This window comes from Leptospira hartskeerlii, assembly GCF_002811475.1.
Taxonomy (GTDB): domain Bacteria; phylum Spirochaetota; class Leptospiria; order Leptospirales; family Leptospiraceae; genus Leptospira_B; species Leptospira_B hartskeerlii.
Genome location: NZ_NPDL01000006.1, coordinates 54,137 through 80,629 on the forward strand (window position 1 = coordinate 54,137; position 26,493 = coordinate 80,629).

26 protein-coding genes are annotated in these 26,493 nt (G+C 39.3%); 15 read left to right on the top strand and 11 right to left on the bottom strand.

From position 1 onward, the window contains the following. Window positions 1–2 precede the first annotated feature (2 nt). Together CH352_RS12095 and CH352_RS12105 are read left to right on the top strand one after the other, a co-directional pair. Window positions 3–1,529, top strand: coding sequence for a S1C family serine protease (locus CH352_RS12095; RefSeq protein WP_100707533.1), 1,527 nt, complete (start codon window positions 3–5; stop codon window positions 1,527–1,529). Between the two features lie 290 nt (window positions 1,530–1,819). Then, a complete protein-coding gene (locus CH352_RS12105) occupies window positions 1,820–2,173 on the top strand; it encodes an LB_289 family protein (RefSeq protein ID WP_100707531.1) in 354 nt (117 codons plus the stop codon). 24 nt (window positions 2,174–2,197) lie between these two features. Here CH352_RS12105 and CH352_RS12110 read toward each other — a convergent pair whose 3' ends face one another. The 4 genes from CH352_RS12110 to CH352_RS12125 all read right to left on the bottom strand — a co-directional run bounded on the left by CH352_RS12110 (window position 2,198) and on the right by CH352_RS12125 (window position 5,985). Then, window positions 2,198–2,455, bottom strand: a complete 258-nt coding sequence (locus tag CH352_RS12110; RefSeq protein WP_008589002.1) for an RNA recognition motif domain-containing protein — start codon at window positions 2,453–2,455, stop codon at window positions 2,198–2,200. A 309-nt stretch (window positions 2,456–2,764) separates the two neighbouring features. Beyond that, window positions 2,765–4,003 carry an AZOBR_p60025 family cell surface glycopolymer formation protein gene (locus CH352_RS12115; protein ID WP_100707530.1) on the bottom strand — a complete coding sequence of 413 codons (1,239 nt, stop codon included), beginning with the start codon at window positions 4,001–4,003 and terminating at the stop codon, window positions 2,765–2,767. After that, entirely contained in the window at window positions 4,004–5,590 is a 1,587-nt protein-coding gene (locus CH352_RS12120) for a hypothetical protein (RefSeq protein WP_100707529.1), read from the bottom strand. It abuts the gene before it with no gap. After that, on the bottom strand, window positions 5,587–5,985 hold the full coding sequence (locus CH352_RS12125) for a Fur family transcriptional regulator (protein ID WP_100707528.1): 399 nt from the start codon (window positions 5,983–5,985) through the stop codon (window positions 5,587–5,589). Before CH352_RS12125 ends, CH352_RS12120 begins: the two co-directional genes overlap by 4 nt. Window positions 5,986–6,131: 146 nt before the next feature. Between CH352_RS12125 and CH352_RS12130 the strand changes: the two genes are divergently transcribed. After that, a complete protein-coding gene (locus tag CH352_RS12130; RefSeq protein WP_100707527.1) occupies window positions 6,132–6,836 on the top strand; it encodes a leucine-rich repeat domain-containing protein in 705 nt (234 codons plus the stop codon). Here the strand turns inward: CH352_RS12130 and CH352_RS12135 are convergent, their stop codons facing one another. After that, complete coding sequence (locus CH352_RS12135; protein ID WP_100707526.1) at window positions 6,837–7,622, bottom strand: hypothetical protein; 786 nt, start codon at window positions 7,620–7,622, stop codon at window positions 6,837–6,839. Between the two features lie 93 nt (window positions 7,623–7,715). On the opposite strand from CH352_RS12135, the gene CH352_RS12140 reads away from it, so the two are divergent. Further along, complete coding sequence (locus CH352_RS12140; RefSeq protein WP_100707525.1) at window positions 7,716–9,338, top strand: peptidase M30; 1,623 nt, start codon at window positions 7,716–7,718, stop codon at window positions 9,336–9,338. Here CH352_RS12140 and CH352_RS12145 read toward each other — a convergent pair whose 3' ends face one another. The 4 genes from CH352_RS12145 to queA form a co-directional block, all read right to left on the bottom strand. Further along, window positions 9,339–9,647: a YbaB/EbfC family nucleoid-associated protein gene (locus CH352_RS12145; protein WP_100707524.1), complete on the bottom strand. Its 309-nt coding sequence runs from the start codon at window positions 9,645–9,647 to the stop codon at window positions 9,339–9,341. A 56-nt stretch (window positions 9,648–9,703) separates the two neighbouring features. Beyond that, entirely contained in the window at window positions 9,704–9,934 is a 231-nt protein-coding gene (locus CH352_RS12150) for a hypothetical protein (protein WP_100707523.1), read from the bottom strand. 88 nt (window positions 9,935–10,022) lie between these two features. Next, entirely contained in the window at window positions 10,023–11,642 is a 1,620-nt protein-coding gene (locus CH352_RS12155) for a S16 family serine protease (RefSeq protein ID WP_100707593.1), read from the bottom strand. A 50-nt stretch (window positions 11,643–11,692) separates the two neighbouring features. Then, window positions 11,693–12,748 carry a tRNA preQ1(34) S-adenosylmethionine ribosyltransferase-isomerase QueA gene (queA, locus tag CH352_RS12160; protein WP_100707522.1) on the bottom strand — a complete coding sequence of 352 codons (1,056 nt, stop codon included), beginning with the start codon at window positions 12,746–12,748 and terminating at the stop codon, window positions 11,693–11,695. A gap of 84 nt (window positions 12,749–12,832) precedes the next feature. Here queA and CH352_RS12165 point away from each other — a divergent pair, with 84 nt between their 5' ends. From CH352_RS12165 to CH352_RS12205, 9 genes are all read left to right on the top strand, one after another. Continuing rightward, a complete protein-coding gene (locus CH352_RS12165; RefSeq protein WP_100707521.1) occupies window positions 12,833–14,143 on the top strand; it encodes a glycosyltransferase family 87 protein in 1,311 nt (436 codons plus the stop codon). Between the two features lie 13 nt (window positions 14,144–14,156). Then, a complete protein-coding gene (locus CH352_RS12170) occupies window positions 14,157–15,284 on the top strand; it encodes a glycosyltransferase family 4 protein (RefSeq protein ID WP_100707520.1) in 1,128 nt (375 codons plus the stop codon). A gap of 11 nt (window positions 15,285–15,295) precedes the next feature. Then, window positions 15,296–15,901, top strand: coding sequence for an LIC20162 family protein (locus CH352_RS12175; RefSeq protein ID WP_100707592.1), 606 nt, complete (start codon window positions 15,296–15,298; stop codon window positions 15,899–15,901). After that, window positions 15,901–17,286: a hypothetical protein gene (locus CH352_RS12180; RefSeq protein ID WP_100707519.1), complete on the top strand. Its 1,386-nt coding sequence runs from the start codon at window positions 15,901–15,903 to the stop codon at window positions 17,284–17,286. The genes CH352_RS12175 and CH352_RS12180 overlap by 1 nt, the downstream gene beginning before the upstream one ends. 63 nt (window positions 17,287–17,349) lie before the next feature. After that, on the top strand, window positions 17,350–18,858 hold the full coding sequence (locus tag CH352_RS12185) for an MBOAT family O-acyltransferase (protein ID WP_100707518.1): 1,509 nt from the start codon (window positions 17,350–17,352) through the stop codon (window positions 18,856–18,858). Window positions 18,859–18,865: 7 nt separating this feature from the next. Beyond that, window positions 18,866–20,026 (top strand): hypothetical protein, encoded by a 1,161-nt coding sequence (locus tag CH352_RS12190; RefSeq protein WP_100707517.1) that lies wholly within the window; start codon window positions 18,866–18,868, stop codon window positions 20,024–20,026. Between the two features lie 2 nt (window positions 20,027–20,028). Continuing rightward, window positions 20,029–21,426, top strand: coding sequence for an MBOAT family O-acyltransferase (locus CH352_RS12195; protein ID WP_100707516.1), 1,398 nt, complete (start codon window positions 20,029–20,031; stop codon window positions 21,424–21,426). A gap of 3 nt (window positions 21,427–21,429) precedes the next feature. After that, entirely contained in the window at window positions 21,430–22,500 is a 1,071-nt protein-coding gene (locus CH352_RS12200) for a DUF1574 family protein (protein ID WP_100707515.1), read from the top strand. Then, window positions 22,497–22,829: a nucleotide pyrophosphohydrolase gene (locus tag CH352_RS12205; protein WP_100707514.1), complete on the top strand. Its 333-nt coding sequence runs from the start codon at window positions 22,497–22,499 to the stop codon at window positions 22,827–22,829. Before CH352_RS12200 ends, CH352_RS12205 begins: the two co-directional genes overlap by 4 nt. 2 nt (window positions 22,830–22,831) lie before the next feature. On the opposite strand, the gene CH352_RS12210 is transcribed toward CH352_RS12205, so the two are convergent. Together CH352_RS12210 and CH352_RS12215 are read right to left on the bottom strand one after the other, a co-directional pair. Next, entirely contained in the window at window positions 22,832–23,230 is a 399-nt protein-coding gene (locus CH352_RS12210; RefSeq protein ID WP_100707513.1) for an ExbD/TolR family protein, read from the bottom strand. Window positions 23,231–23,236: 6 nt separating this feature from the next. Then, window positions 23,237–23,713 carry a MotA/TolQ/ExbB proton channel family protein gene (locus tag CH352_RS12215; RefSeq protein WP_100707512.1) on the bottom strand — a complete coding sequence of 159 codons (477 nt, stop codon included), beginning with the start codon at window positions 23,711–23,713 and terminating at the stop codon, window positions 23,237–23,239. Between the two features lie 96 nt (window positions 23,714–23,809). On the opposite strand from CH352_RS12215, the gene CH352_RS12220 reads away from it, so the two are divergent. Together CH352_RS12220 and CH352_RS12225 are read left to right on the top strand one after the other, a co-directional pair. Further along, entirely contained in the window at window positions 23,810–24,556 is a 747-nt protein-coding gene (locus CH352_RS12220; protein WP_100707511.1) for a ubiquinone/menaquinone biosynthesis methyltransferase, read from the top strand. Between the two features lie 58 nt (window positions 24,557–24,614). Beyond that, the gene (locus tag CH352_RS12225; protein ID WP_100707510.1) at window positions 24,615–26,453 is read left to right on the top strand and encodes an LruC domain-containing protein; all 1,839 of its coding nucleotides are present in this window, start codon (window positions 24,615–24,617) and stop codon (window positions 26,451–26,453) included. Window positions 26,454–26,493: the final 40 nt, after the last annotated feature.

Here is a 26,493-nt window from a genome sequence, read left to right on the forward strand (position 1 = left end):
ACGTGAAATCCAAGATCCTTCTAATCATCCTAAGCATTTGTGTTTTCAGTTCCGGATTATCCGCTAAAAAGCCAAAGTCTTCCTCTAAGACCGTTCCAAATGGAGTCGCGTCCCAAGCAAAAGTGGAAGAAGAATACAAAAAGAGTATAGTACAAATAAAGATCTCCTACCAAGAACCTGACTATTTCAATCCTTGGAAAAAGAAAAATCCAAAGGTAAGAAGAGGTGTAGGAATCGTCGTCCCTGGCGAAAAGATCTTACTCCCTGCTCATCTACTTACCCACTCCACGTTAATAGAAGTTAAAAAACATTCTTCTTATGCGGAGACAAAGGCAACTGTAGCGAGACAAGATCCGGAATCCGACCTAGCATTATTAAAAATAGAAGAAGAGAACTTCTTCAAAGATCTGATCCCTTTTGAATTCCAAAAAGAGATAGATTATCCTAGACAGGTTTCCATCTACCAATTGGACAATTCAGGTTCTATCCAATCCGCTTCCGGCGCTTTGATCAGTATGGATCTGGATCAATATCCCCAAGGAATGGTAGAACTTCCTGTATTGGATGTGAACTCTACTGAAACATTAAACGGTAACGGAGAAGTTCTATTAGAAAAAGGAAAAGTAAGCGGAATACTTTTCGACTTCTCCGGAGATAAAAACTCAGGCAGAGCAATTCCTTCTTTTTTGATTAGCAAATTTTTGGGAGATTTTGGTAAAACTGAGATCCCTTTTAAAGGTTTTCGTTATAGACCGATCATGGACAAGGCCACTAAGGATTATTATTCCCTCAAAACAAAAGACCAAGGCATCTTGGTAGCGGAAATCTTACCTGATAGTTCCGCGGATGGAATATTAAAGATCGGTGATGTGGTACTTGAATTCGGCGGCAAAAAGATTGATTCGAAAGGATATTTCCAACATCCAAAATACGGCAAACAGGTTCTATCTTATATAGCTCATTTGGGAGACGAATTCGGGTACCAAATCGGAAAACAAATCCCAGTCAAAATCATCCGATCCGGCAAAGAAGAAGAAGTCCGACTCACTTTAAAACCATTTCCTTATTCTTCTATTCGAATTCCCCATAGAAATCTTGGATCAAAATCCGAATACTATTTCGATGGTGGCTTCTTATTTGTAGAACTTTCAGAAGGTTATCTTTTGGAATGGGGAAAAGATTGGAGATCTAAAGTAGATCGCAAACTTCTATACACTTTCGATTATCATAAGTTCAGCACAGGCGACAAAAAAGAAGGTAAATTCGTATTACTTTCTCAAGTGATTCCGGATGAATCCAATCAGGGTTATCATGAAGTTTCCGGAAGACTAGTAGATCAAGTAAACGGAAAACCAGTTCGATCTATCCAAGACATTTCCAATGAAGTGAAATCTTCCAAGTCTAGATATATTACAATTTTATTAGATGATGGAACGGATATTGTTTTGGATAAGGAAAGTCTAATAGCTGCCAACCAAAGGATCCAAAAAGAATATAGGATCCCTAAGTCCTCAATGGGTCCTCGCTAAAAGGGAACGTTTCTTCTTTTTTACAAACGTTCGTACGAAAAAAGCCCAAAACCAGGGTTCTTCGGAAAGAATTTCCATTTAGTCCAGGTCTAATTCTATAGGAATGAAAGTTTGGAGTGGTTCTACTGAATTCTCTCGTTTTAAAATGGAGATTCTTGCAAATCAAACCTAAACTTCCGCCAGATCGGCAGCCAATATGAGTTTTTCTCCCAAAATTCTTTAGGGTTTTTTCTTTGCCCGTGAGTTGGGTTCGAAAATATGGCAGGTATAGCCGATAAGAGAGGGTTCTTATGAAACGGACCGAATTGGAGAGACGAGAAAGAGATCTCCGCAAAGCGCAAAAAAAACAAGAGGCCCTAGATAAACGCGGAGGCGGAAACGGAGTCGGCGATTTTATCGATCAGCTTTCCGGACTATTCCGTTACGACGCTACTGAGATCTTTAATACAAAAGACGATATCAATATTCTGGAAGTTTTGGAAGAGATGCAAATGATCCTTCCACAGAAAAAATGGGACGATGTTCTTAAAAAAGCGATTAAGAAAACTGGCGTTCTAGAAAAAGACAGAGCCTATAAAGAACTCCTAGAACTTTTAAGCGTAGAAGAAGAGAACGAGGACGAAGAAGAAGAAGTAGGCGTTTAATCGCCTACTTCCCCGAGAAAGATCTTAATGTCTTCTTGGTTTGTTGAAAGTCTGTGGTTTAGCAATATCGATATTCAAAGTTCTACCTTTGAACTCAGTTCCGTTTAGACTATTCTTCGCGTTTTCGGCTTGCTCTTCGCTAGCCATTTCTACGAATCCGAATCCTTTACCTTCAATTACTTTTGCATAAGCTACTTCTCCGTAGTTGGAGAACAGGTCACTGATTTCCTGCTGGCGAACGGAGTAATTAAGATTTCCTACAAAGAGTTTGCGATTCTGCATGCTTTCCTCGAACAAAAAATTTAGGTAGCTTCCGACTCGCAAACGGGAGACCAATTCGCCTTCCATAAGACCGTAACACTCTTTAAGAACAGCGGGATTGATTTGAATGATGGTAAAATCGTAGATAGCAGGGTTTCTAAGAGAAGCAAAGCTCGGATTTCACCGATCTGATTACAATGACACGTGCGGATTTCTGAACAGCGGACCTACAATAACGGCCATTATAATTCTTTTATAAGAAGAATCAAGTCTAAGAAAATTTTTGCAGACTTGTTTGCAAAAAAACAAGGATATGAATCAGGGTCGTAATTACCAGATCAAGTGACGTAAAACTTTAGAAACGAATGCCAATTTTATTAAAAACGAAACTAGAATAATGCCTGTTAGGACCCAATAGGTTCCGCTTGGAATCGTATCGTCTTCTTTTTCCCAAAGAATTAATAAAGGAAGGCTGAATGTAAACATTCTCGAAACATTCTCATAGGTAGCCCAATAGAGAATATAACCTCCCGCATACGCGGTTAATAAAAGAATTCCAAAGCCAATCCTAAATACCAGGCCCTTTTTCCAATCACCTCTGAATAGCAGATAGGTCCCGGATAAAAGAAGAAGTACCAAAGGTAATCTGGAGAATTTTTTGACCAATAGGATAAGATTTAGATCCCCTGAAACTATAGCCTGTTGGAGTTCCCCGAAATATCCTAAAAGTCCTCCGAATGGATCAAAAAAATGGCCTAAACTTCCCGGGGTCCATTCCGGGAATTGTGTCCTTAGATAAATGCTCCAAGCCCCAGGAAGGAGTAAAGAAGAAGCCACCCAGATACTTTTTCTATATTCCTTTTGAAACAATGTCATTAGTCCCAAAGGGAAAAATAAAAAGATTGCCTGTTCTTTTGTGAGTATTGCGAGACCGGCAAATAAGGAGAAGATTATAAACCTTTTTCTAATATAAGACCAGTATGCTAAGATACTTAGGCCCATCATCACCGTGTCGGATACAAGTAAGATATAACTCCCCAGAGCAAATGGAGAAAGTAAATAGAATGCGCTTAAATACTTTTTAGGATCCGGTAATAAGTCTCGGATAGCAAGGTAAGAAAGGTAGAAGATCCCCAAATTCAGAATGTACATCCCGAAGATGGTCGCATTCATCCCGAACCAACCGAATGGAGAAACTAAAAGCGGATAACCTATTCGGGGCGCTCTGAAACTGGTCTCGAAACCATTCGGCCAATCCAAGCTAAAGCCGGATAACATTCTAGAATAATAATAAAAGATCTGCCCGTCATAACCAGCACCGAGATTCCCCTCCTCTCCTAAGAAAACGATTGCACCCGGAGGAGTTTGCTCTTTGTTTTGGTCGGCGAATTCTTTACCGAAATTTATTTGCGAACTCGGGCTCCAAGAGTATTTCTTCCAAACGCAAAAAGAGGAAAAGGAATACAAAATGATAAAAATAACGGTAACTAGTTTAGGATTTCCTAAAACATTGATCCACTCTGACTTAAGTTTCTCATTCTGAAAAATTTTAGAAATGAATTCGAACATTTATTTTTCTGTTAATGTTTCTAAGATCCAATCCGCATATAGATCTGAAGCTTTTTCGGAAGCTTGGTATGTCAAATGATGGGGATCGAAAAAAGATCTTTTATCATCAAAATCAGCGATTGCGTTTTTGAATTTATACTTATCTTTCCCTAAACCTTCCAAATAAGAAATGTATCCTTTATACCAAGGACTAGATTCATATACTTCTCTTTCGATAGGATTTTCAGGAGAATTTACTATAACGACTTGGATACCTTTAGATTCCAGATACTCTATCCCTTTTTTCAGATATTCCAACTCAGACCAAACAAAGAATTTAGGAGAAGAGGCTAATTTGATCTTTGCCATTCTAAGAGTGACAAGTCTAGACATTTTGGAACTTTCTCCTTTATATCCATAGATCCTTTCCGCATAATCTTTGGAATAAGTTGTATCGTCCATTTTAGAAATTCTAGAATCATCTAAGCCTGGAATTCGAATATAAGAGATATGTTTTCTGATCTCATTTCTGCAAAAGTTTTGAGAAAGTCTGATCCCATAAATTTCTTCTGTTCCGAAAATCCTTGCGTCTACTTGCAAAGAAGAGATCTTTTTATCGGAAACAATTCTGAGTTTGGTTCTATCCGACTTTTCCGGAACTTTAAATTGGATTGTATGCCAACCTGATTTTGGAAAAGTTTTATCGAATAGGATGGATTTACCTTCTCCCCAAATTTTTAAAGTAGTTCCTTTGTCTTGGAAGAATACACTCTCTTCGAAGTTTCCATTTTTCAATTCGCAATCGATCGAGAACTCAGGTTTGGCCCATCCTCTTAGATAGATACCTTCTTCAGGGATAATTCCCGTATAATAATGGTAGGATCTCCCACTTCTGAGATGGTTTTCGATCCAAGCGTCCATCGGATCATACAAAAAACTTCTGTATCGGACTACCAAGAACAAAGACCTGGAAAGAAGAGATAAGAAAGCTGATTTGCCGGTTTTCAGAATGTCTTTATACTTCTCTCTTAGATATTGGGCAGGATAGATCATCCTGTTTTGGTGCCTTGTTTTTGCGGAAACATCATCTAAGGCTTTTTCAGAATATTCTAAATTCTGAAAGTCTATAATGGACTTTTCTTGGTAGAGCAGATTTTGTTTGTATTGGGCCAATCTGTTTTCGTTCTCTTTTTCTGTGATCAGAAAATCCAATTGAAGATCCGCTGGATTCAAAACAAAAAATACAAGTTTGGGCTTTTTAGAAGTTATATCTTCCTTATAAAAATAAAGATCAGAAGGTGTGAGAGCCGGGTGAGAATAAAACTCCGTACGGATCGACGCGTTTTTCAGTCTCTCGTTCATTCTTTCCGGTAAAGAAGAATAAAGAGCCACACTACTTCCTACTATCAGTGCACCTTTTTCATTTTCGGAAAATTGGATCCTTCTTCTTTTTTCCAAGAAGTTGAACCAAGGAGAGGTATCCCATTCTAGTTCGTTCGGAAATCCAAAAAGCAGATTTTCCAATACGACACGATCTATAAAGGAAAATAACGCGATAAATAGAATGCTTAAGTAGAGTATTTTAAATTTCAGTTTTTTTTGATTCATTTTGAAGAGTGGTTACATTCGGAACAAACGCCGTACAATATAATTTCATGAGAATCTAATGTAAACCCCTTAGGAAGATTTTCCATAGGGAAAGGACAGATCTCTACATCAAAAACTCGATCACAAAGTTTACAATGGAAATGATGATGATGGTCCAGATGACTGATCTCAAAGCGGGAAGATTCTCCAGGCAATTGGATCTCATGGATTGAACCTGATTCCAACAAATGATTCACCGACCTGTATACGGTGGCGATCCCTATATTCTGTATGGATTTTTTAGAGATATCGTGGATTTCCTTTACCGAAAGAGGACCTTTTGCGTCACGGATGACTCTCAGGATCTCGCCCTTTTGTTTGGTATTTCGAGAGGCGGATTTTTTATCTTCTTCCATTCGGATCAGCTTCGAATCTTATCTTGCTGTAAAAAGGAGGCAGATGTCAACCCGATTCCCGTTGGAATTCCAAGCTGTGGATCAAAGGATGATAATCGTTTTTTAAAGCGCTTGTAGGAACTCCGCCATAAAATAGATTCGATCTTATGAGGAAAATTTTTCTAGTCCTCTATTTCTTATTCGCCTGTTCCCAATCGAATCATCTTATCTCCGTACGGAATTCTGAAGGTGAGATCTTAGGTAACTATCCTAAAGATATTAGATGGTTGGGATTCGAAGACAATCTTACTTGGAGAGACCTGTCCCCATTCTCCGGATTAGAAATCCTGGAACTAAATTCTAAAGATATAAAATCATTGGAAAGTTTACCTGAACTTCCTAAACTCAGATATGTCCATTTATCCGGATCTTTTGTAAGAGATCTTTCTCCTCTAAATCGGTTTGCAAAACTGGACAGCCTGGTGCTCAACCAAACGGAGATAAGCGACCAAGATCTGAAAAATTATCTGTATTGGAATAGATTGACTAGAATAGAACTGACTGATTCTAAAATTTCCAATCTGGGATTTTTAGGACCTGGTTGCAGCGTTAGGCACTTGCAACTAAAAAATACTAAGATCACAGACCTAAGGCCTTTAGAGAATTGTACAAAATTAATGGAATTATATTTGGGTGGAACCCAAGTGAAGGACTTAAGTCCCCTATATGGTCTTACAAACCTGTTCCACCTACAACTAGATAATTCAGATGTTTCTGCAAAAGAAATTTCCGATTTTAGAAAGATCCAACCCTATGTAAAGATCATACCTGGCCTACGTAAGATCTTAAATTCGGAAAACGGACTAGATTAATTATAAGGCGAGAGGTCTCGCTTCTCCGGGATTTGTGTATAAGATCATATCCCCAGGTTGAGCTTGATTTGATTTTTCGGTTTTGATCTCGCCGGTAGTTTCGACGGTTTTTAAAGAATTCAATTCCCTCTTTTGTCCATCTTGTTTTTCTAATATAGCCTTGGCACCTTTTCTCACCCGAGAAAGACGGATCCCCCAAATACTTGTGATAGTCGGATCCGTTTTTAGTATGATCGCAGAAATTTGAGAAACATTAGAAGATTTGGATTTTTGGAGAAGAATCCCCTCTTCTTCTCCTTCGGGACCGGGAGTTAAACGAATATTTTCCGGACCTGATTTCCATATTAGAAATTCGAAATGATCACATTCGTATGCCCTTGTTAATGTCCAACGATCTCCTGGATTTTTACTTGTGAACATCCTACAAAGTCTGGGACGAAACCTAAAAAATTTTCCTGATTCGTCTAAATTTAGTTTTCCTTCGAACCTTGTTTCTTCCCAATTCTTAGATTCGCTCACTGTTAGTTGACTGATCAACATTTCTTTTTTGTTGGAATGATTTAGATATACCTGTCGGATATAAAACCCGGTTGGGATTTTTTTGATCTCGGAAAAATATTCTCCGCTATCCGGAATGGAATCAAATGCGGGGATTTGTGGACCTGGGATCGGATCTTTTTGTAAGGGAGAAGGACGAAAGCCGCAATTATATCCTAACGAAAAAATTACGATATATTGAAATTTTTTGGAAAAAAATTTCCAAATCTTCGGAACCCTTTTAGCCAATGATCCTTGCTCCCATTCGACCCTGAATAATTATTGACCTTAACAAAAAGGACCAAGGCGTAAAGCTAGTTTCCTTTTTTGGTAGGAAAGATCATGAAGGTTTCGACCGGAGACGGTTTTTGGAAGTCCCTTTGTATGCCGATAGGCAGATCTTTATATACGTTTGTAATTTCGTTTTGTTTGATATTCTTACTTTCACACTGCGTGGTAAGTAACGATGCACTCGGCACGCAGGATAAAACAGAGCCTAGTATAGACGATCTACTTTCATTAGCCAAAGTATCTAGTTCTTGTGGCGGCGGTAATACATTCTGGATCCGTAATCTTATAAAAAATAGTTCCAGTTGTGTGCAAACGACTAAAGTAGCATCCGGTTCCCACGTAAACATCTACGCGACTAGCGGTTTAGAATCAGTTTTAGATTACCAATACATCTCTCAAGAATTCGATTCTAAAATTTATCCAAGACTCGGCGAGGCTTTCGGCTTTTCAGACGATCTAGACGGAGACGGAAAAGTTGCAGTCATAGTATCCGATATACACGACGGAAGCACTACAGGTTCTTCTTTCGTAGCTGGGTTTTTCGATCCTGTGGATTATTTTCCGGATAGTTCCGGTTATGCGGTGCGTTCTAATTATTCGAATATTGTGTATATGGATGGGGTCGAGCTTGTTACAGTCCGTAACTCGGACCTTTCCCAGGGAAAACCGGATACATTCTTAGCGACTCTCGCCCACGAATACCAACATTTGATCCGATTCCAATACGAGGCCAGGATCATGAGCCAAGGTGGAGGAAGAGATGAGGCTTGGATCAATGAAGGGACGAGTGAAGTTGCCGCCGATATCGCAGGATATTCTCCCCAAATTAACCGGATCAATTGTTATAGAGGTAGGAATTCCAACGCCTGCTCTAGGGGCGCGAATGGGAATAGTATATTCGGAAGTTCTAAATTTAACTCACTAGTGGACTATGCATTCGCCTACTCCTTTATGAAATACTTATATATGATTTCTGGAAGCGACACTGATTCTAGAAATTCATATTTTAGAACTGGGGTCCAAGGTCCTAAAGGTTATAGAGCCTCGGATGCAACCGGATTATTCCATCTATTCAAAACAAGCGCGGATAATTATATAAATTCTTCCCAAGATGTTAAAGACGCGGTCGGAACGGATGGCTCTGCGATCTTCATGAAAATTTACCCTGCATTCTTATGGCAGTCTTTAGGAGATGTTTCTCCCGAATTTGCACAATCCGGAACGGATACTAGCGGAGCCTCCGGGTTCTTACAAGATATTACTAAGACAATCCAATCTTTTCCATTTCCTGCGGCAGGAACGGACGGAGATGTATTAAGAAAATTATACGATCCACTCAGAATACCCGAAATTACTCCGTTAGGAGAATTGAACCCAGGACAGATCCAATTCGTAAAAGCGGATCGCTCCAATTCGAGCGCTATTGGAAGACTAGTATTATTAAAAAAGAATATAGATGGAAACCTATATTCTCTGCAGATCAATACTGAGATGAAAAGATCAGGAGATATTTCGGTATCTTTGGGAATTACAGAGAATGACGACGAAGGTGGAGAAGAGGCGATTGTTCTTCCTGAGTCTACCGATTCTCGTCCGATCTGCCCTCATGAATTCTTTAAACTCTCTCGGAATCGGACGAAACAGAAAATTTTTAGCGAATATAAGGGCCTATAATTAAGGCATTCCGGAAAGAAGAGATTTGAATTCTCCCATTCTTTCTTCCGCAACTTTCTGAGCTGCTTCCATGGATTGGTTCACAGCCTGCTTTATACTTTTTTGAAGTAGTTTTTTATCGTTTTTAGCAAGCAAAGAATCTTCGATACGGATTTCTTGCACGGTTTGTTTACCGTCGGTAATGCAGATGACCAATTCGTTCTTGGATTTTCCCTCGAAGGTCAGAGCCTCCAGTTCCTTCTCCAATTTTTTCATACGAACCCGCATCTGGTTCATTTGTTTTAGATTATCTAAACTTTTGCCAAACATCGAACACTCCCGGTCTTTCTTGATAGGATTTTCAGACCGGGAAGCGGAGCAAGAAATTAAACCAGGCTGGGTCCGGTTTCTCCTACTCTCTCAGGCAGATCTCGGATCTGTTCAGAGCTTGGTTCCCAAGTAAATTGGTCGGGAATGAATTCTCTTAAGACAGGTTCATCGGTTAAAAAACCTCCGGTCCTGACAGGGCCAATTCCCAAACTGACTAAGAATCCCATACTCGCAACCAAGGTTACCAACAAGGAAGACTCAATATTGATGTTCGCCCGGCGTTTCATGACTCTATACAGAGTATCGGTCGTTTCAGGGCAGACTGATTAGAGGAATTCTGAGAAAAAATCAGTACCGACCGGCTATTTTTGCGAGTTAGGCCTCTTCGCCATCTCGTTTGCGATCTATTCGTTCTTCTATGATCCTAAAAAGTGAACCGTTCGGATATTTGCCTGATTTGGAGATCCTACCAGCCGGGACTCCAAAAATATCCGGGATCAGATCTTCTACGTGAGAACAGGAGAATATCTGGAAATTCCCCTTTTTCATACTTTCACGGATCTCACGAGGAAGATTCAGATCTCTCATATTGTCTTTCGGAATATAGATTTTATATTTATCTCGGGTAGAACCTGTGAGTCGGATCACATCAAACCAAGCCTGTATCTTAGTATTCACAGAACCCACAGGAAGAATGTCCCCGTACTGAGAAAGAGCACCTGTCACCGCAATATTACAAGGTATCTCCAATCCGGAAAGAGCAGAAAGAAGTGCCAAAAGTTCAGCGCAGCTTGCTGAGTCCCCATCAATCGGAGAACTATTTTGCTCGAATAGAATAGAAGCATCCAGACCGAAAGATTGTGTATGAGAGAACATTCCTTTGATATAGGACTGTAGAATAAACACTCCCTTATCATGAAGGCTTCCTGAAAGATTTACTTCTCTTTCTATATTGATCAGATTTCCGGAACCCAAGGAAACCCTGGCAGATACTTGATTCACCTGTCCGAAATCCAAAAGAGAAGACTGCAATAAAATTACCGAAAGCCCGTTGATCCGCCCTGTTTTCTTTCCTTTGAGAGGAACGGAGATAAGACCTTCTTTGATATTTTCTATATATTTTCTTTTATGGATAGCGGTTCTTTTTTGAATAAGAGAAGGGCCTGCTTCTATCTCTGCCCGTCCCACTGACTTCTTGCCTTTATTATTAAATGCTAATACTTCTCTCACGAAAGAACGAAGTTCCGAAAGATGTAAAGAAAGTCTAGTTTGGCTATCATTCCATCTGAGCGCAAGTTCCAGAAGTGAATCTAGAGCCGCTTGGTCCAAAGGAGGATACCCTGGCTTCTCCCAAGATTTAACTAGTCCCGAAAAAACAGGAAGCCAAGATTTTTCCAAACTGATCTCATACGGCATGTGAATTTTAAAATCAAAACTCCCGTAAAAGTCGGCGTCTATTTGGGAGATAGAATCCACTTCTGTTTCTTCTCCCACTAGGATAAGCCTGAATCTGGAATCTATACTAGGATGAAATCGATTGATATTTTTAGAATCTGATCCTTCCGGAAGAGAAAGAAAATCTATCTTGCCCGTAAGAAGAACACCTTTTAGAAAATAATAAAGATCCGGATCTTCTACAAATGGTTTGATCGGAAGAAGTAAAAGTCCTCCGTTCGCTTCTGAAATTTTTCCAGGCCTATACTTATTCTCCAAAGGAAAACCTGCCAAGGAAAGTAAGGTAGGATTTGGTTCAGCGACTACCGGTTGGTCTTTTACGATCTCTTCCAGGTATTGTCCGAATTGTAGAAGGTTTGCCTCTATCTCTGGACCGGTAATTAGAATATGTCGGAAGAGTCCGGGGTTTCCCAGGGCTTGGCGGAATGTTCTCACCTCTTCCTTGTGAAATACTAAAAAGTCAGGCAGTCCGTTCAATCTTGCCGGCTTTGCCGCTTTAAATCTAATTTCAGTTTGGGAAGGAAGAACCTTTTTTAACACCTTTCCCATTTTCGTTTCGGCTTAGAATTCCTCAATTAAATAAGTTCGGATCAGACTTTTTCAGGATCCAAAATTAGCATAGAATCTCCGTAGGAAAAAAAACGAAAATTTTGTTCTATTGCGAATTTGTAAGCCCTCAGTATTTTTTCTTTTTCTGCAAATGCGCTTACTAACAAAAGTAAGCTACTTTGAGGAAGGTGAAAATTCGTAATCAAACCTTCGCAACTCAGTATAGAATCTTCCGGCTGTAAAAACAGTCTTGTTTTTCCTTCTCCTGATTGAAAAGTTTTAGTATTTGGATCGTAAGCGGATTCTAATGCTCTTAGAGTAGTAGTACCAACGGAAATGATCCTTTTGCCATTCTTCTTAGCGGAATCCAAAACATTTTTAGTCTCAATGGGAAGATCGAATTCTTCTTCATGCAATTTTTTATTCGTAAAATGATCTTCATTCAAGGATTGAAATGTTCCATAACCTACTTTCAATTCTAGTTTTAGAAATTCTATGTTCCGATTTTTCAGTTCTTCTAATAGTTCCGGAGTAAAATGTAAACCCGCTGTAGGAGCTGCAACTGAGCCTAGGTTTTTAGAATACACAGTTTGGTAACGTATGTCGTCCTCAGATGTACTTTCCCTTTTGAAGTACGGAGGAATAGGAGTGCGACCTATGATCTCAAATGAGTTTTCATCGAGTTGGGTCTCTGATCGAAAGATTGTAAATTCTTCTTCTTTTCGTTCAACTGAAAAAAGAAATTTTCCAGTTGCCTCGTCGGAGACAATGTCTCCTAACTTCAGCTTTTTAGAATTTCTAGTAAGAGTTTTCCAAGTCCCAGGTTCTGATTCGGAAAGGAACATTGCCTCATGTCTTCTCCCAGTTTTAGTTATCAGGAATACTCTTCGTTTGGAAACTCTGGTTGCATTTGCTACCAATACATCTCCTTCACGGAGATAGTTTAGTATTTTGGAAAATTCACTTTCTTCTTTTAAAAAATTTTGGGTCCTTCCTAAAACAAGCAGCCTACTTTTATCTCTTTTGGCCGCCGGAAATTTTGCGATCTGCTCTTCGGGAAGTTCGAAATCAAAATCGGACAGATCTTGGAATTCCATTCTTCCAATGAATTGGATCCGAAGAATTCGGGAACCGATTTTTAATTTCTTGGCTTTTTCGGGCGGACAGAAAAGAGTACCTGAATGCGGATCGACCTCAAAAAGTCCGGCCCTGTTTTAGTATTCTTTCTATTCTTAGCTTTTCTTTACGCAAACGGGTTCAGTCGCACCGAACAATCTTCCGATTTTTCAGACTATTACGAAGCTTCCCGTAATTTCAAACAAGGCAAGGACCTATATAGTCTGGACGCGTTGTCTGAAGTGGTCCAAGAATTCGAAAGCGGCAAATTAAAGATAGACCAGATATTCGATCCTGAAGTGTTCTTTAGGATCAAAGCAAAAGTGGAGAATGTAGGCTCCTATATTTATCCCCCTACTTTTGCGTTCTTGCTCATTCCAATTTCAGGCCTTCCTTTCGAAGTCGCTTCCGGAATATTTTTCACAATCAACTTTATAGCTTTGATCTTAAGCTTATTGCTGATCGGGAAACTTATAGGAAGAGAGAAATCCTTTTTATTCTTATCCGCGGTCTTACTTTTATCTCTACGATTTGTAGAGAATCATCAAAACAATAACCAAGTCGGGTTCTTACTCTTATTCCTGATCTTGGTCTCCGTTTCCGCTCAAAAGGATTGGTTGTCTGGACTTGTTTTGTCCCTCGCAATTGTGATCAAGATCACTCCTGCAGCATTCTTGTTTTATTTCTTATACAAAAAAAGGCCGATGGTGATCGTTTATACGATTATCTTTGCTTTAGGTTGGATCGCGCTACCTGCATTATATAATCCAGAGTTCACTTGGAAGATGAACCAAACTTGGTATGATTTAGTTTTAGATAAGTATCTTAAATCTCCGGCTTTGCGTGCATGGAAGAATAACCAAAGTTTGAATTCTACTTTGGCTAAATACTTTTTAGCATATTCTGATCTGTTAAACCAAGGGCGATTCGGAATGCCATTTACTACGTTAACAGTAAATCACGTAAAGATCATTTCCGGAATCTTAAGTTTGGGAATTGTAGGTCCTTATTTATATAGAGTGTATAAAGGTGCATCGGAAGGATTCGTACTATCCGGACTATTCTTCTTTTCCGTAATTTTCAGTGGGATCTCTTGGATACATGCATTCGTATTTTTATTATTCCCAACAGCGTTTGCTCTCTCCAAACTTTGGCCAGAACAGGGAGAGCCACTTCTGGTCTGGGAAAAATGGAAAGTGAAATTGATAGAATATAGATCCGCTACGATCTTTATCTCCGTTTCGATATTAGTTCTACTTTTAAATAGAAGTTTTATAGGAAATATAGCGGAAGAAGCAATACTTATGTTTTCCTTCTTATTATATACTTCTTTAATACAGTACGTATGCACTTTCTATTCGGACAGAATTGCTTAGCCGTTAGGATACTATGCTAAAAAAGGAAAATTTAAAATACAAACCAAGGGTTGCAGTAGATGCAAGACCCTTGTCTTATGGGATAACAGGAAATTCCAGATACCTTGCGGAAGTTTTACAAAGACTTTTACGTCCTGATTCTCCTTTAGAATATTATCTTTATTCAAATAAACCGATCCATCCTGTATTCAATCATCTGATAGGCCTTACTCCTACTTTTATTCCAAGCAAACTCCCGGGAGTTTTATGGTTGAACTTGATCATACCTTCTTTGGTAAAAAAACATAGGATAGATCTTTTTTGGGGAACTTTGCAGCTACTTCCCGCCTTTGGTCTAAAAATCCCCACTTTAGTAAATTATCATGATCTAAATTTCAAGTCTGCTCCGGAAACGATGACAACTGCAAATTATTGGCAGCATAAGATCATGTCTCCGATCACTTTAAAAAAAGCGGATAAAGTTCTATGCCTTTCTCAAAATACTAAGAATGATATTCTAAATTTTTTACCTGAGTTAGAGCCAAAATTAGAAGTAGTTTATCCGGGAGTCCAAGGTTTTGGCTCTATCTCTGCTCCTGAAAAAACTCTGCCTAAAAATTTTCTATTCTCTGTTGGAACATTAGAGCCTAGGAAAAATCTAAGTACTCTTGTAGAGGCTTACCTTTCCCTAAAAAAGGAAGAACCGAATTTTCCATACCCTCTCGTTCTTGCAGGAAGATTAGGTTGGAAATCGGAAGGTCTAACCTCTCTTTTAAAAGAAGGCGGTTTGGAGAAAGACGGGATCTATTTTATAGAAAATCCTGACGATTCTAAACTGGGTTGGCTTTACAAAAATTGCTCTTACTTTATCTTCCCTTCTTTACATGAAGGTTTTGGTCTGCCATTATTAGAAGCTATTCGAGAAAATAAACCTTGTATCGTCTCGGATATTCCTGTCTTTCATGAGGTTTTGGACGAGCTTACGGATGCTTTCGTTTCTCCTAAGAATTTAGAGGCTTGGAAAAACGCACTTTCCCTGGCCGGTAAAAAAGGGATCTATGGCAGAAAGCCGAGTAGAAACGATTGGTCTTGGGATTCCACCGCAAAATTAGTCGAAAACTCTCTCGTAGAACTTTGGAAATCAAGAAAGAAAAACTCCTAGGCCCTCAAAGTATGAACAAATCCGATATATCCAAATCCGTATGGTGGAATTGGGAGAACTCCGAACCGGAAATCAGATCCTCCAGAATCAAAAAAAGTAAGTTAAGGATCAATTATATACCTCCTTTCTTTGCGATCCTAGTTTACGGAGTATTTTTATTCTATTTATTTCCTTTAAGGGCCTTGGTCTCTACTTGGATTTTCAAATTTGTAGAACTATTACAAATCACCAAAGTATTAAAACTTTCTCTTCTCACAGACAAAAGATTATACGACTATACCGCACTTTTTGTGATCTCTTATATCGCATTTGCATTCTTTTTAGATCTGGTTCGATTCTTAAGAAAGAATCTATTCCAAACTTTTGTTACGGAAGAAAGCAGGCTCGCGGTCACCAAATGGGGATTTTTAGGAAAGGAAACCATTCGTTGGAATCCGGACCAAACCGGTTTACAGATCCACCATAAATCCGGATGGTTCCGTTCGCTCTTAGGTTTAGAAAAATTATCTTTTAGGATACATCTTTCCGAAACTGAAAATTCAGTGCTTGCTGAATCTCCTTACTTCTTCTCGAAAAGTAATCGGGAATTTTTATCCTCTGTGTTCAGATCCGTTTAATGTTCAAACGTTCCCTGGAAAGTCTAGAGTTCCTTAAGAAAGCGGAGAATATATTTCGTTCTCCTTTTATTTGGGCAGGCTTTCTGTTTCTAGTTTGTTTTACCGGGATATTATTTTTATTTGATCTTAGATTTTTATCCAGACATTACGATTGGGACTCCATCGTATACACTCATAATATAGTTACTAACAAATACTGGAAGGTATTCTTCAATCCTCATCATATAGGTTTTGAAAGTACAGGATTATTATATTTAAAATTTTGGCATTGGTTTCATGGGCCTGACTCTGCCATGTTCGGACTTAGACTTAGAGTATTAGTAGTCGCATCTTTCTTTATTTTTATACTTATGCTCTCATATTGGAGATTGTATAAGGACATGGTCGGTGCAGTTCTTTTGGGACTCGCTGTCCATTGTTCTCAAGGGTTTTGGTTTTATGCCCAGCATAATGATACCCCCCTTATCCATTCCTGTTTTACTGCTGCCCTATTTTTACTCTGCGTTTGGAATTCTAAGAACGGTTGGTCTCCCGGCAAACTGTTTATCGCAGGATTTTTGCAGGTTTGGAATGTTTACTACCACCAATCAGATACAATTTTTCTGACATTTGTGCCTGCTTCTGTTCTTCTTGCAAATAAATGGAGAGGAAGAAGTTTCGAATATTCTTATAAACTAAAACTCATCTTTGTATATTTACTCTCCGTAGTACTCATCCTCACACTTTCTTATTTGTATGTAGGATTTATCCTTTTAGAAAGAAATCTAACTGCTCCGATCGAAAGTGAGAAAAATTTTGCCAACTGGCTATTTTTATACGCTTCGCAGGAAAGATGGGGAGCAGCTCCTGGACCCAAAAATTATATCATGAATTTTTATAGAGGAATAGGAGACGCATTCCTAAATTTCGAAGGTGTGAAGAATGGACTCAGGGTCAATACAAATGATCTTACGTCTCTCAAAAGTTTTCCTTATAATCTCAATCTTGGCTTTTGGGTCGGGATCTTATTGTTAGCATTCTTAAATTGGCTCCGTCTTTGGAAGTCCTACAAAACAGAACTCATTCTTTTATTCTTTTGGCTGATCCCTTCATTTGTATTCTATACTTGGTGGGAAGGTTATTTTTTCGAGTTCTGGGTCTCTTCTGTGATAGGACTTCTCATCTTTGCAGCTTTAGTGTTTCGTTCTTTGGAATTTGAAAACTTCAGATTCGGAATAAGATCTATCTCTCATATTATTTTTTTCTCTTATGTAAGTTTACTTTTTCTAGTCAATTTCACTTATTCTACTCTTCCAAGATCTGAAAGATCCCATAAAAGTTTTATAGAAGGAATTGAAGATAAGTATGAGCGTATCACTCCTGAACCGGTATATCTAAACGAGTAAATAAGTGCTTGTGGGTTTCCCTCAATCCAAAAAACTGCACAGGAGTCGAGGATAAACGAACGAATGCTGTTCAATTCAGCCCATTTTCTATTATTTTTGCCGATCGTTTTAATCCTAGCAAAAATCCTAAAAGGTACATACCAAAGGGTTTTCCTTCTTCTTGCCAGTCTCTACTTTTATAACGCTTGGCATCCTGCTTCCATAGTTTGTGACGATATCCGAACCTCTACTTGGTATGAGAACTGGATCGATCTATCCTTCTGTAATTTTAATATCAACTTATATATCATCATTCTGATCGTTTCCATGGTCGTGGACTATGCTGCAGGAAGATTGATGAGCAAAGAAGGAGCCTCTGAAAAATTCAGAAGACTATGTTTGATCGCTTCTTTGATCACAAATTTAGGGATCTTGGCGTATTTCAAATACACAAACTTCCTTTTAGAAGTTTTTGCCGACCTATTCAATCAAATCTCATCCGGCGAACCGCTTAAGATAGAACATCTAAAGATCATTTTGCCTGTCGGTATTTCATTTTATACATTCCAGTCCATGAGTTATACCATAGACGTATTCCGTAGGAACCTGGAAGCTCGTAAATCTTTCTTAGACTTCGCGTTGTACGTTTCCTTCTTCCCTCAATTGGTCGCTGGACCAATTGTTCGTGCACATACTTTTTTTAGAGACTTAGACGATACGCCGAAGGTTACTGCAGAAGATGTGCAGATCGCTTTTGCTCAGATCCTGATGGGATTCACTAGAAAGATCGTATTCGCGGACAACCTGGCAAAGGTAGTAGACTTTACATTCAATAATTATAAAATTCTTAATCCTGCTGAGATCTGGGTCGGAGCAATGGCTTTCGGCTGGCAGATCTATTTTGACTTTGCAGGGTATACTGATATCGCAATCGGAACAGCAAGGCTTTTCGGATATAAATTCGATCCAAACTTCAATTTCCCGATGGTTGCTAGAAATATTGCGGACCATTGGTCTCGTTGGCATATTTCATTCTCCACTTGGATCAGAGACTATATCTATATTCCTCTCGGCGGTTCTAGAGTTGGGGTTTTAAAAGGATACAGAAATCTTTTTATTACCTGGTTATTCGCAGGTATCTGGCATGGAGCAGCTTATCACTTCGTTTTATGGGGACTCTGGCAAGGAGTTATGCTTGGTATTCATAGAGAATATTCTAAAACCAAAATTGCTATTTGGCTGAACGAAAAAGGTGGCTTGAGCTACGATATCGGAGCTCGAGTTTTCACAATGTTCTGCCTTTCCTTCGGATTCATCTTGTTCCGTGCAAAAACAATGAAGGCCGCCTGGGCAATGATGAAATCACTTGTATTTGCAGTTCCAGGCGGGATCTATTCCGTTAAAACATTCGTAAATTACGATTACGGAATATTACTCGTGATCTGCTTCATTCTTTCCTATTATTTCTCCCGAAACACGATAGAAACAATCGTGGAAAACAAGAAAAAGTTCGGGGTATTCGTTACAGCGAATCTATTTATCATTCTGTTCTTCGGAGCAGGAGGCCAAAACTTCCTGTATTTCGATTTCTGAGGCGAATATGAATCCGTATATCAGTTTGATCCGTCAGAGAAGTTTTTGGATACCAGTTATAGTTCTGGCCCTATTCGATCTGTGCCTGCAGACAGGAGTTTATAGGCCTTATCTTAAAAAGGGATCGTTTGCGGCAAACGTTATCCGAAACACTGATTATGTTTTGGAAAAGAAGGCCGAATTCGAACCTACAATACTTCTTCTTGGGACCTCGGTCGCTCACCAAGGACTCTCGCTCAAAACTTTAAATGAAACTTTAGAACCTTATGGCGAAAAGATCCAGTCCATCGCGATGGAAGGAACTGAGCTCGTAGTACAAGATGCTCTTGTACGCAACCTTCTTCCTAAATTTCCTAAAGTGCATACTGTTTTACATATATTAGAGATCTCCACTCCTTGGGTGGACCAAGAAGATCTGCAAATCCACACTCTTGCGATGCTCGGAGAGTTGGATAGAAGGTTGGCATTTCCTTTAATTTACGAATTCAATTATAATGTGCGTTATGATGACCTTGGGTTTTTAGCGTTCAAGAGCATCGCTTATAGAAGAGACATCCGCGATTTTATACTAGATCCTTCAAAACGACTGAAAGACATTGGCAGAAGGAAAAAAGAAATCAAACTCACTCCTTGGCCTCATGAGAATACTAATCTTCCAAGCATCAGTATGTTCCCGGAAGTGAAAGATATTAAATCCTGCTTGAAGATCACAAATCCTGGGAACGGGATACCTGCTCCTGCAGGCTCGGACCAATTCCATAAAAAGGCGATTTGGGACACATGTGGCTTGGGCGAAAGAACTCCCGTTAAGGTAGAAAGAACCAAACAGGTGAATAACTACTTCCATAGATTAAAAATACTGCATAATGATATTCGCCAAGTCGGTTTGGAGAACGGACACAAGATCAAGATCATCGGAGTGATCGCGCCTTATAGCGAGATCATTAAAAATTGGAGAAGCCCGGATAGAAATCGTATTTGGGAAGAAGAGATCCAAAAGATCGATCCAAGCACTCCTCTACTCGACTACCAAGCGAGCTTAGATGGGCCAAATAATGGGGATTATTATTACGATCTCATCCATTTGAATAAGGCCGGAATGGAAAAATTTTCCGCGATATTCTCAGCTGATTTGCCCTCTATCCTAGGATTAACTCGGAAAAAATAAAGATGATCTTTACTTCCACTTTATTTTTCGTATTCTTCCTGATCGTTTATGTTCTGTACTGGTCTTGGGAAAGCCGCAAGTACAGAGAATGGATCCTGCTCATTGCATCCTTGGTATTTTACGCTTCTTGGAATCCACCCTTCCTATTACATCTATTAGGGATCGTATTCATAAATTATCTTTTTCTAAAGCCGATCGCTAAAACAAAAAGTAAAAAGTTACTTACGATCATCGTTCTGATAGACCTGATCAATTTAGGAATATTCAAATATTTTTATTTCATATCGGACAATCTTTTCTACGTCACGAACTTATCTCTGTTCAATACAAGCACATTCTCTTTCAGGATCATTCTTCCTTTAGCGATCAGCTTTTATACATTCCAAGTAATGGCATTCGTGATAGATGTATATCGTGGAAAAGTAAAAGAGCTTCCGAATTTCTTCCACTTTACTTTGTTCTTATTATTCTTCCCTCAATTGGTCGCAGGACCTATCATGAGAGCGAAAGATTTTTTTCCAAGATTAGAACATTTACGCATCCATAAAACTGCGATCTATACTGGACTATTCTTAGTCGGACTAGGGGCATGTAAGAAGATCCTAATTGCAGACAATTTAGGAACTCTGATCGATCCTGTGTTCTTAAGACCAAAAGAATATGGAAGCGGCTCCCTTCTGTTAGCAGCAATCGGATTTACTTGGCAGGTATATTCAGACTTCTCCGGATATACCGACGTAGCAAGAGGATGCGCTCTATTATTCGGATTTAATATTCCTAGAAACTTCAACGCTCCATTCTTCAGTAAGAATATCCACGAGCTTTGGAGAAAATGGCATATTACCTTGGGCACCTGGCTCAAAGATTATATCTATATTCCGTTAGGTGGAAGTAGAGGTTCCGAAGCCAGAACCAATATTAACCAAACGATCACATTCGCTTTAGGTGGTCTATGGCATGGAGCCAACTGGACTTTCTTAGCTTGGGGACTTTCTCACGGGCTATTCTTATTTGTAGAAAGAACCTTTGAAAGAAAGGGCATCAAAATCCTACCTGAAGTAGGAAAATTTTTCACGGGAATTCGGATCTTTTGGACCTATGTTCTGTTTACGTTAGCTGCCGTATTCTTCCGTTCTTTTAGCATAGGAGATTCTTTTTACTTTTTCGAAAGTTGGTTCTATCATATTCGCCCTGAACAGGCCAATACTCTTTCTTTCAATTTAGCAATTCCTTATATTATAGGTGGAATTATTTTCCATGCCGCGGAAGCACCTAAACATTATCCGCTTTGGTTCCAAAGAAATAGGACCAAACTTTTACTTGCCTTTCTTTTGATCGGAGCTTTGATCTTTGGAAATTACGCGGGCAAGGGACAAGACTTCATCTACTTCGCATTTTAGATTATGAAAAGAATCCCTCTGTTACATCGCAAAATTCTTTGGATCCCACTTGGGATTGCCGCCTTATTAATTGTATGGGACAGGATACTTTCTTCCGAAAAAATCAGACCCTATACGGAAACTGGTGCAGAATATTATTTTTATAATATGAAAGATAAGGTTCTTTCTACCATGAAGAAAGAAACCGATTCCAAAAAGGAAGACCAAAAGGTGCTCACATTCTTCGGGACCTCTCATATGGGAGAATTCTCACTTGAAGAATTTGAAAAAGAAAGTCCAGGCCTGATCGTATATAACCTTTCAGGGCCTTCTGCTCCTTATTCTTTCCATAATTTTACTTTGGAAAAACTTCTTTCTAGAAAAATTCCTTTGGACTATGCGATTTTAGAATATTATCCCGATTCAGGAACGGACTTCGCAAATAGATATCCATTACGTTATTCGTATGACTTCCCTTTCTTCTTAAGATACTGGGATATATTTTCCACGAATGAATGGGATAGTTTTTTAAAAGCGAGAGTATTCAGAACTTCCGTATTTCCTCCTAGATTCAAAGAAGCATTTTCCAGGATCAAAAATCCTGGGGAAGTCCAACAACTTATATTCATTCGAGATATTCTGATCAATGAATCAGACAAGTTTAAGGGTGGGATCCCAAATGGACTTCTGGCAAATACTCCGGAAGATAAGTTAGGTTCAGAGTCGGAGAGAATTTTTAACGAATCCTATAAGAACTTTAAAAGTTCCAAAGTACAAGAATACTTCCTCAGAAATTTCCTAAAAACCGCAAGAGAGAATCATATTAAAGTAGTCTTATGGACTCCTTTGCTATATTCCACGTTCTCCGAAAAAGTCAGATCTGCTGCATTCTTCCAAGATTGGATCAATTTAAGGAATAAACTGATCCAAGAATATCCGGAAACTTTGGTATTAGATATGGAAGAATATCGTTCCAGAATGAAATGCCAAAAGTTCATAGATCCACATCATCTCAGCGGCGGATGTTATGCAGAACCTACTAGATTTCTTGTGGAATTTTTGCAGGAAAAGGGAAATCTTCCTAAAGTAAAATGAACTTCGACGAAGCCCAAAAGACGGTAGATGAGTGGATCAAAACCATCGGGGTTAAATATTTTTCAGAACTTACAAACCTAGCTATCTTAATGGAAGAAGTGGGAGAATTTTCTCGCTTAGTCGCAAGAAAATACGGAGACCAATCTTTCAAGAAGGGAGAAGATCCGGAAGGTTTATCCAAGGAACTAGGAGATATACTTTTTGTCCTTACTTGTTTAGCAAACCAAATGGGAATTTCAATGGAAGAAGCTTTTAAGGGGACCTTGGAAAAGAACACGACTCGTGACAAAGATCGTCATAAGAATAATCCTAAGTTAAAGGATCTTTAATATTATTTTTGGCCTTGGACAGCAAGTTCCAGGGAAGAAGCACCAGACCTACTGAGCAAATCCAATACTTTTACGATCTCCTCATAGTTTGCAGTTTTGTCCGCGAAAAACCGGACTTCTTTTTCTTTTACAAGTCCTTGTCTTAGCTTTTCTTCCAAGACTTTTTTTGGGACTTTTTCTTCTCCGATCCTATAGGAGCCGTCCGGTAAAAGTGCAAATTCTACCCTTTCACCCTTTGGGTCTTCCCCCTGTCCTACTTTAGGAAGTTCTAATGGAATAGATCTAATCTCTTTTCGGAAACTTACTGCCAACATTACAAAAACTAGAAGTATAAACACTACGTCTATAAAACTAGTCAGGTCTATTCCTGGATCTTCTTCTTTTAAGATCGACTTTCTCATCTGTCTTTATCTAGGAGGGATCTTTAACCAGGATAGAGCTTCTCTTTCCAAGTCTAGTAATCTATGTTTTAAAAATTGGAATCCGAACAAGGAAGGGATCGCCACGAACAATCCAAGAATTGTGGTCACAAGTGCGAGTTTGATCCCACCTGCAAATGCATCTAAACTCACTGTTCCTGCAGCTTGTAAAGAGGAGAATGCCTCAGAAATCCCGAGCACTGTCCCTAATAATCCAAGCATTGTTGAAATTCCTGCCAAATGTTTCATCCAGGAAAGTTTGGTTTCAATGGGAAATAATACTTCTGAAAGTTTTTCTTCCCAGATGGATGGATTGTTCTCAGTTAAGAAGTTTTGTTTTAAGGATTCTTTTCTTTTGGGAAGAATGCTCCATACATGGATAAAGGTTCCAAGATTCCAAACGGAAAGAAGGATGATCAGGCTTGAAACCCAATCCAATCCTTGTAGAAAGCCTAGGTCTTTCATCGTTTCTCCAAAATACGAGGACTTCCACTTTCTGTCATCCGAACAAAAATCCAAATCCCTCTTGCGCCGGAGAGATTCGTCGAAATCCTAAGGGAAATGGCTTCTTTTCAAATGCCTTCTTCAGATACGAAGGCGGATTTCGTTCGAGTAAATTTCAATAAGATCGCTTCCAAGTATGATCGTTTCAACGATTGTAGTAGCTTCTTCTTACATCGATCTTGGAAGAATAAACTGGTAGAAGAGATCGAGACTGAAACCAAAGGGCCTCTCCGAGTATTAGATCTATGTTGCGGAACCGGAGACATCTCAGTTCGTTTAGAAAAGTCCCAAAGAGTGGAATCTTTACTAAGCCTGGACTTCTCGGAAAACATGTTAGAAGTCGCAAAAACAAGACTCGAAAAGCCGATCAGCCAAGGCAGAGTGAAAATAGAATGGGGAGATGCCACCAATCTTTCTCAGGTCAAAAGTGAAAGTCTGGACGCAGTCAGCATTGGTTTCGGCCTAAGGAATGTGAACAACCTGGACAAGGCTCTGTCAGAAATTTATAGAATACTCAAGCCGGGTGGAGTATTTGCAAACCTGGACGTAGGAAAGGTCAAAAATCCCTTTATAAAAGCATTTGCAGATTTTTATTTTTTCAGGATCGTTCCTCTTTTCGGTTACGTGCTCTGGGGAGGCAAAAATGAAATGTTCGATTATTTGCCGGTCTCTTCTCTCTATTATCCAGACCAAGAAGGTTTAAAATCCAAATTGGAACAAACTGGTTTTGAGAAGGTCAGATATACCAATTTCGTATTCGGGAATAGTGTCCTCCATATAGGAAAAAAACCTAATAAATCGTAGTACCAACACTTTTCGCCCCGTCTCCTAACCTAAAGAGATTAGAGTGGGGTTACCCTTCATGAAAAAGTTCCTAGCCTTGGCGATGATTGCCGGGTTCATTTATAACTGTGGCGATAAGAAGAATGGCCTATTACTTCCGTTTTTTTTCTTAGGTAGCCAACACACCGCAACCGGAGGACTTCCGGGAAACAGTGGTAGCCCTGGAGTAGTATTTGTTCCAGGAGATGGTTCCGGAAATCCTGTGACCCCACCTGCGGATAACACGAACAATAGCGGAGGCTCCACCTCTACTCCATCAGATTCTAATTCTAATTCAGGAAGCGGAAATTCGAACAGCGGTTCTTCCGGAAATTCAGGAAGTTCTAATGATTCCAACTCCGGATCAAGTTCTTCTCCTTCTGATACAGCAAGTAATTCGGGTAATTCTTCCGACGAAAGCAGCAACTCCAACTCTTCTTCGAATTCTGGTTCAGAAAATAACACAGCTTCCAATGGGTCATCTAATAACGAGAACTCAGGATCTTCTTCCGATAACACAAACACCGGTTCAGATTCTAATTCAGGGAGTAGTTCCAATAATAGTGGATCAGGATCTAACGATTCTTCTGGAACTCCTACAGTTGCTGTAGTAGTCGTAGAAGATCCAAAAGGAGATTCTACTTTTAACTATAATACCACGATCAATATTCCGTTGAACCTTACCGTATTGGATAAAAAATCGAATGTGGTAGCTGGAGCCACTGTTCTAGTATATGATGAGAATAATAATATACTATTCCAAGGTGTTTCCGATTCTTCCGGAAAAGTTACCGGAACATTAACTGTTCCAACTTCCGTGGGAAATGTCACAATCGATATTTCGATCGGAGGAGAATCCATTACTCAATATATCAGTTTGGAATCCGTTCTTGGGATCAACAGAACGATCCGATATGAGATCAATCTTCCTGCATCTCAAGTAGCAGACACAGACGGAGACGGAATACCAGACGATACGGATATTTATCCGAATGATGCTACCCGTTCCACAGAAGTTGCTTACCCTGCAGAGGGAGTATTCACTGTTGCTTATGAGGATTCCTATCCTTCCGCAGGCGACGCGGACTTAAACGACTATGTGATCCAATTCAAAAATGAAGAAGATCTAAATTCTTCCGGAAAGATCGTAAGATTAAGAGGAACTTACCAACACGTTGCAAAAGGTGCAGGTTATAGACACCAACTCTTTATCAAGTTACCTGTTGATGTAGGAGCTTCTATCACTTATAAACTGACCCAAGCGGATGGAAAAGTAGAAGTTGCAACAAACACTGTAAGTGTTAGCGCCGCGAACTTAAAATCAGGTTATCAGATCTTTGATGATTCCAACAAGACCATTAGAGGCCAGAACGTTCACCCAGGTGATGTGTTCAAAGCCGGATTTATCGCGACTGTTGAGATCGTATTCAATGCTCCTGTAGAAAGAGCTAAATTAGGATCCTTCCCTTACGACCTGTATGCGTATGTGATCAATACAAAACAAGAGATCCATTTTCCAGGATCGTATAAGAACAATAACGGAACTGACAAATATCTGGATAGCACAGGATTTCCTTGGGCGATCTTAGTTCCAGGTGCATGGAAATATCCGTATGAGAGATACGATATCAGAAAGGACTCCGAATCAGGGTATTCAGAGTTCAATCTTTGGGTGTCTTCCGGTGGAAAAGAATACAAGACTTGGTACTATGATGTAACGAACGAATCCAAAGTATTCCCTGTCCCAAGTGATAGTACCCTACTCGGCTATCTGTTTCTTTCTGTGAAAAAATTTGCGATCTTCTATGCATTGGGATTAGTCATCGCAGGCGGAATTGCCGTTTATTTCCTAAGGAAAAAACAAAGTTTAGTCGTATAGAAACTAAGAACCCCCGCTTACAAAAGTTGCGGATTGAAAG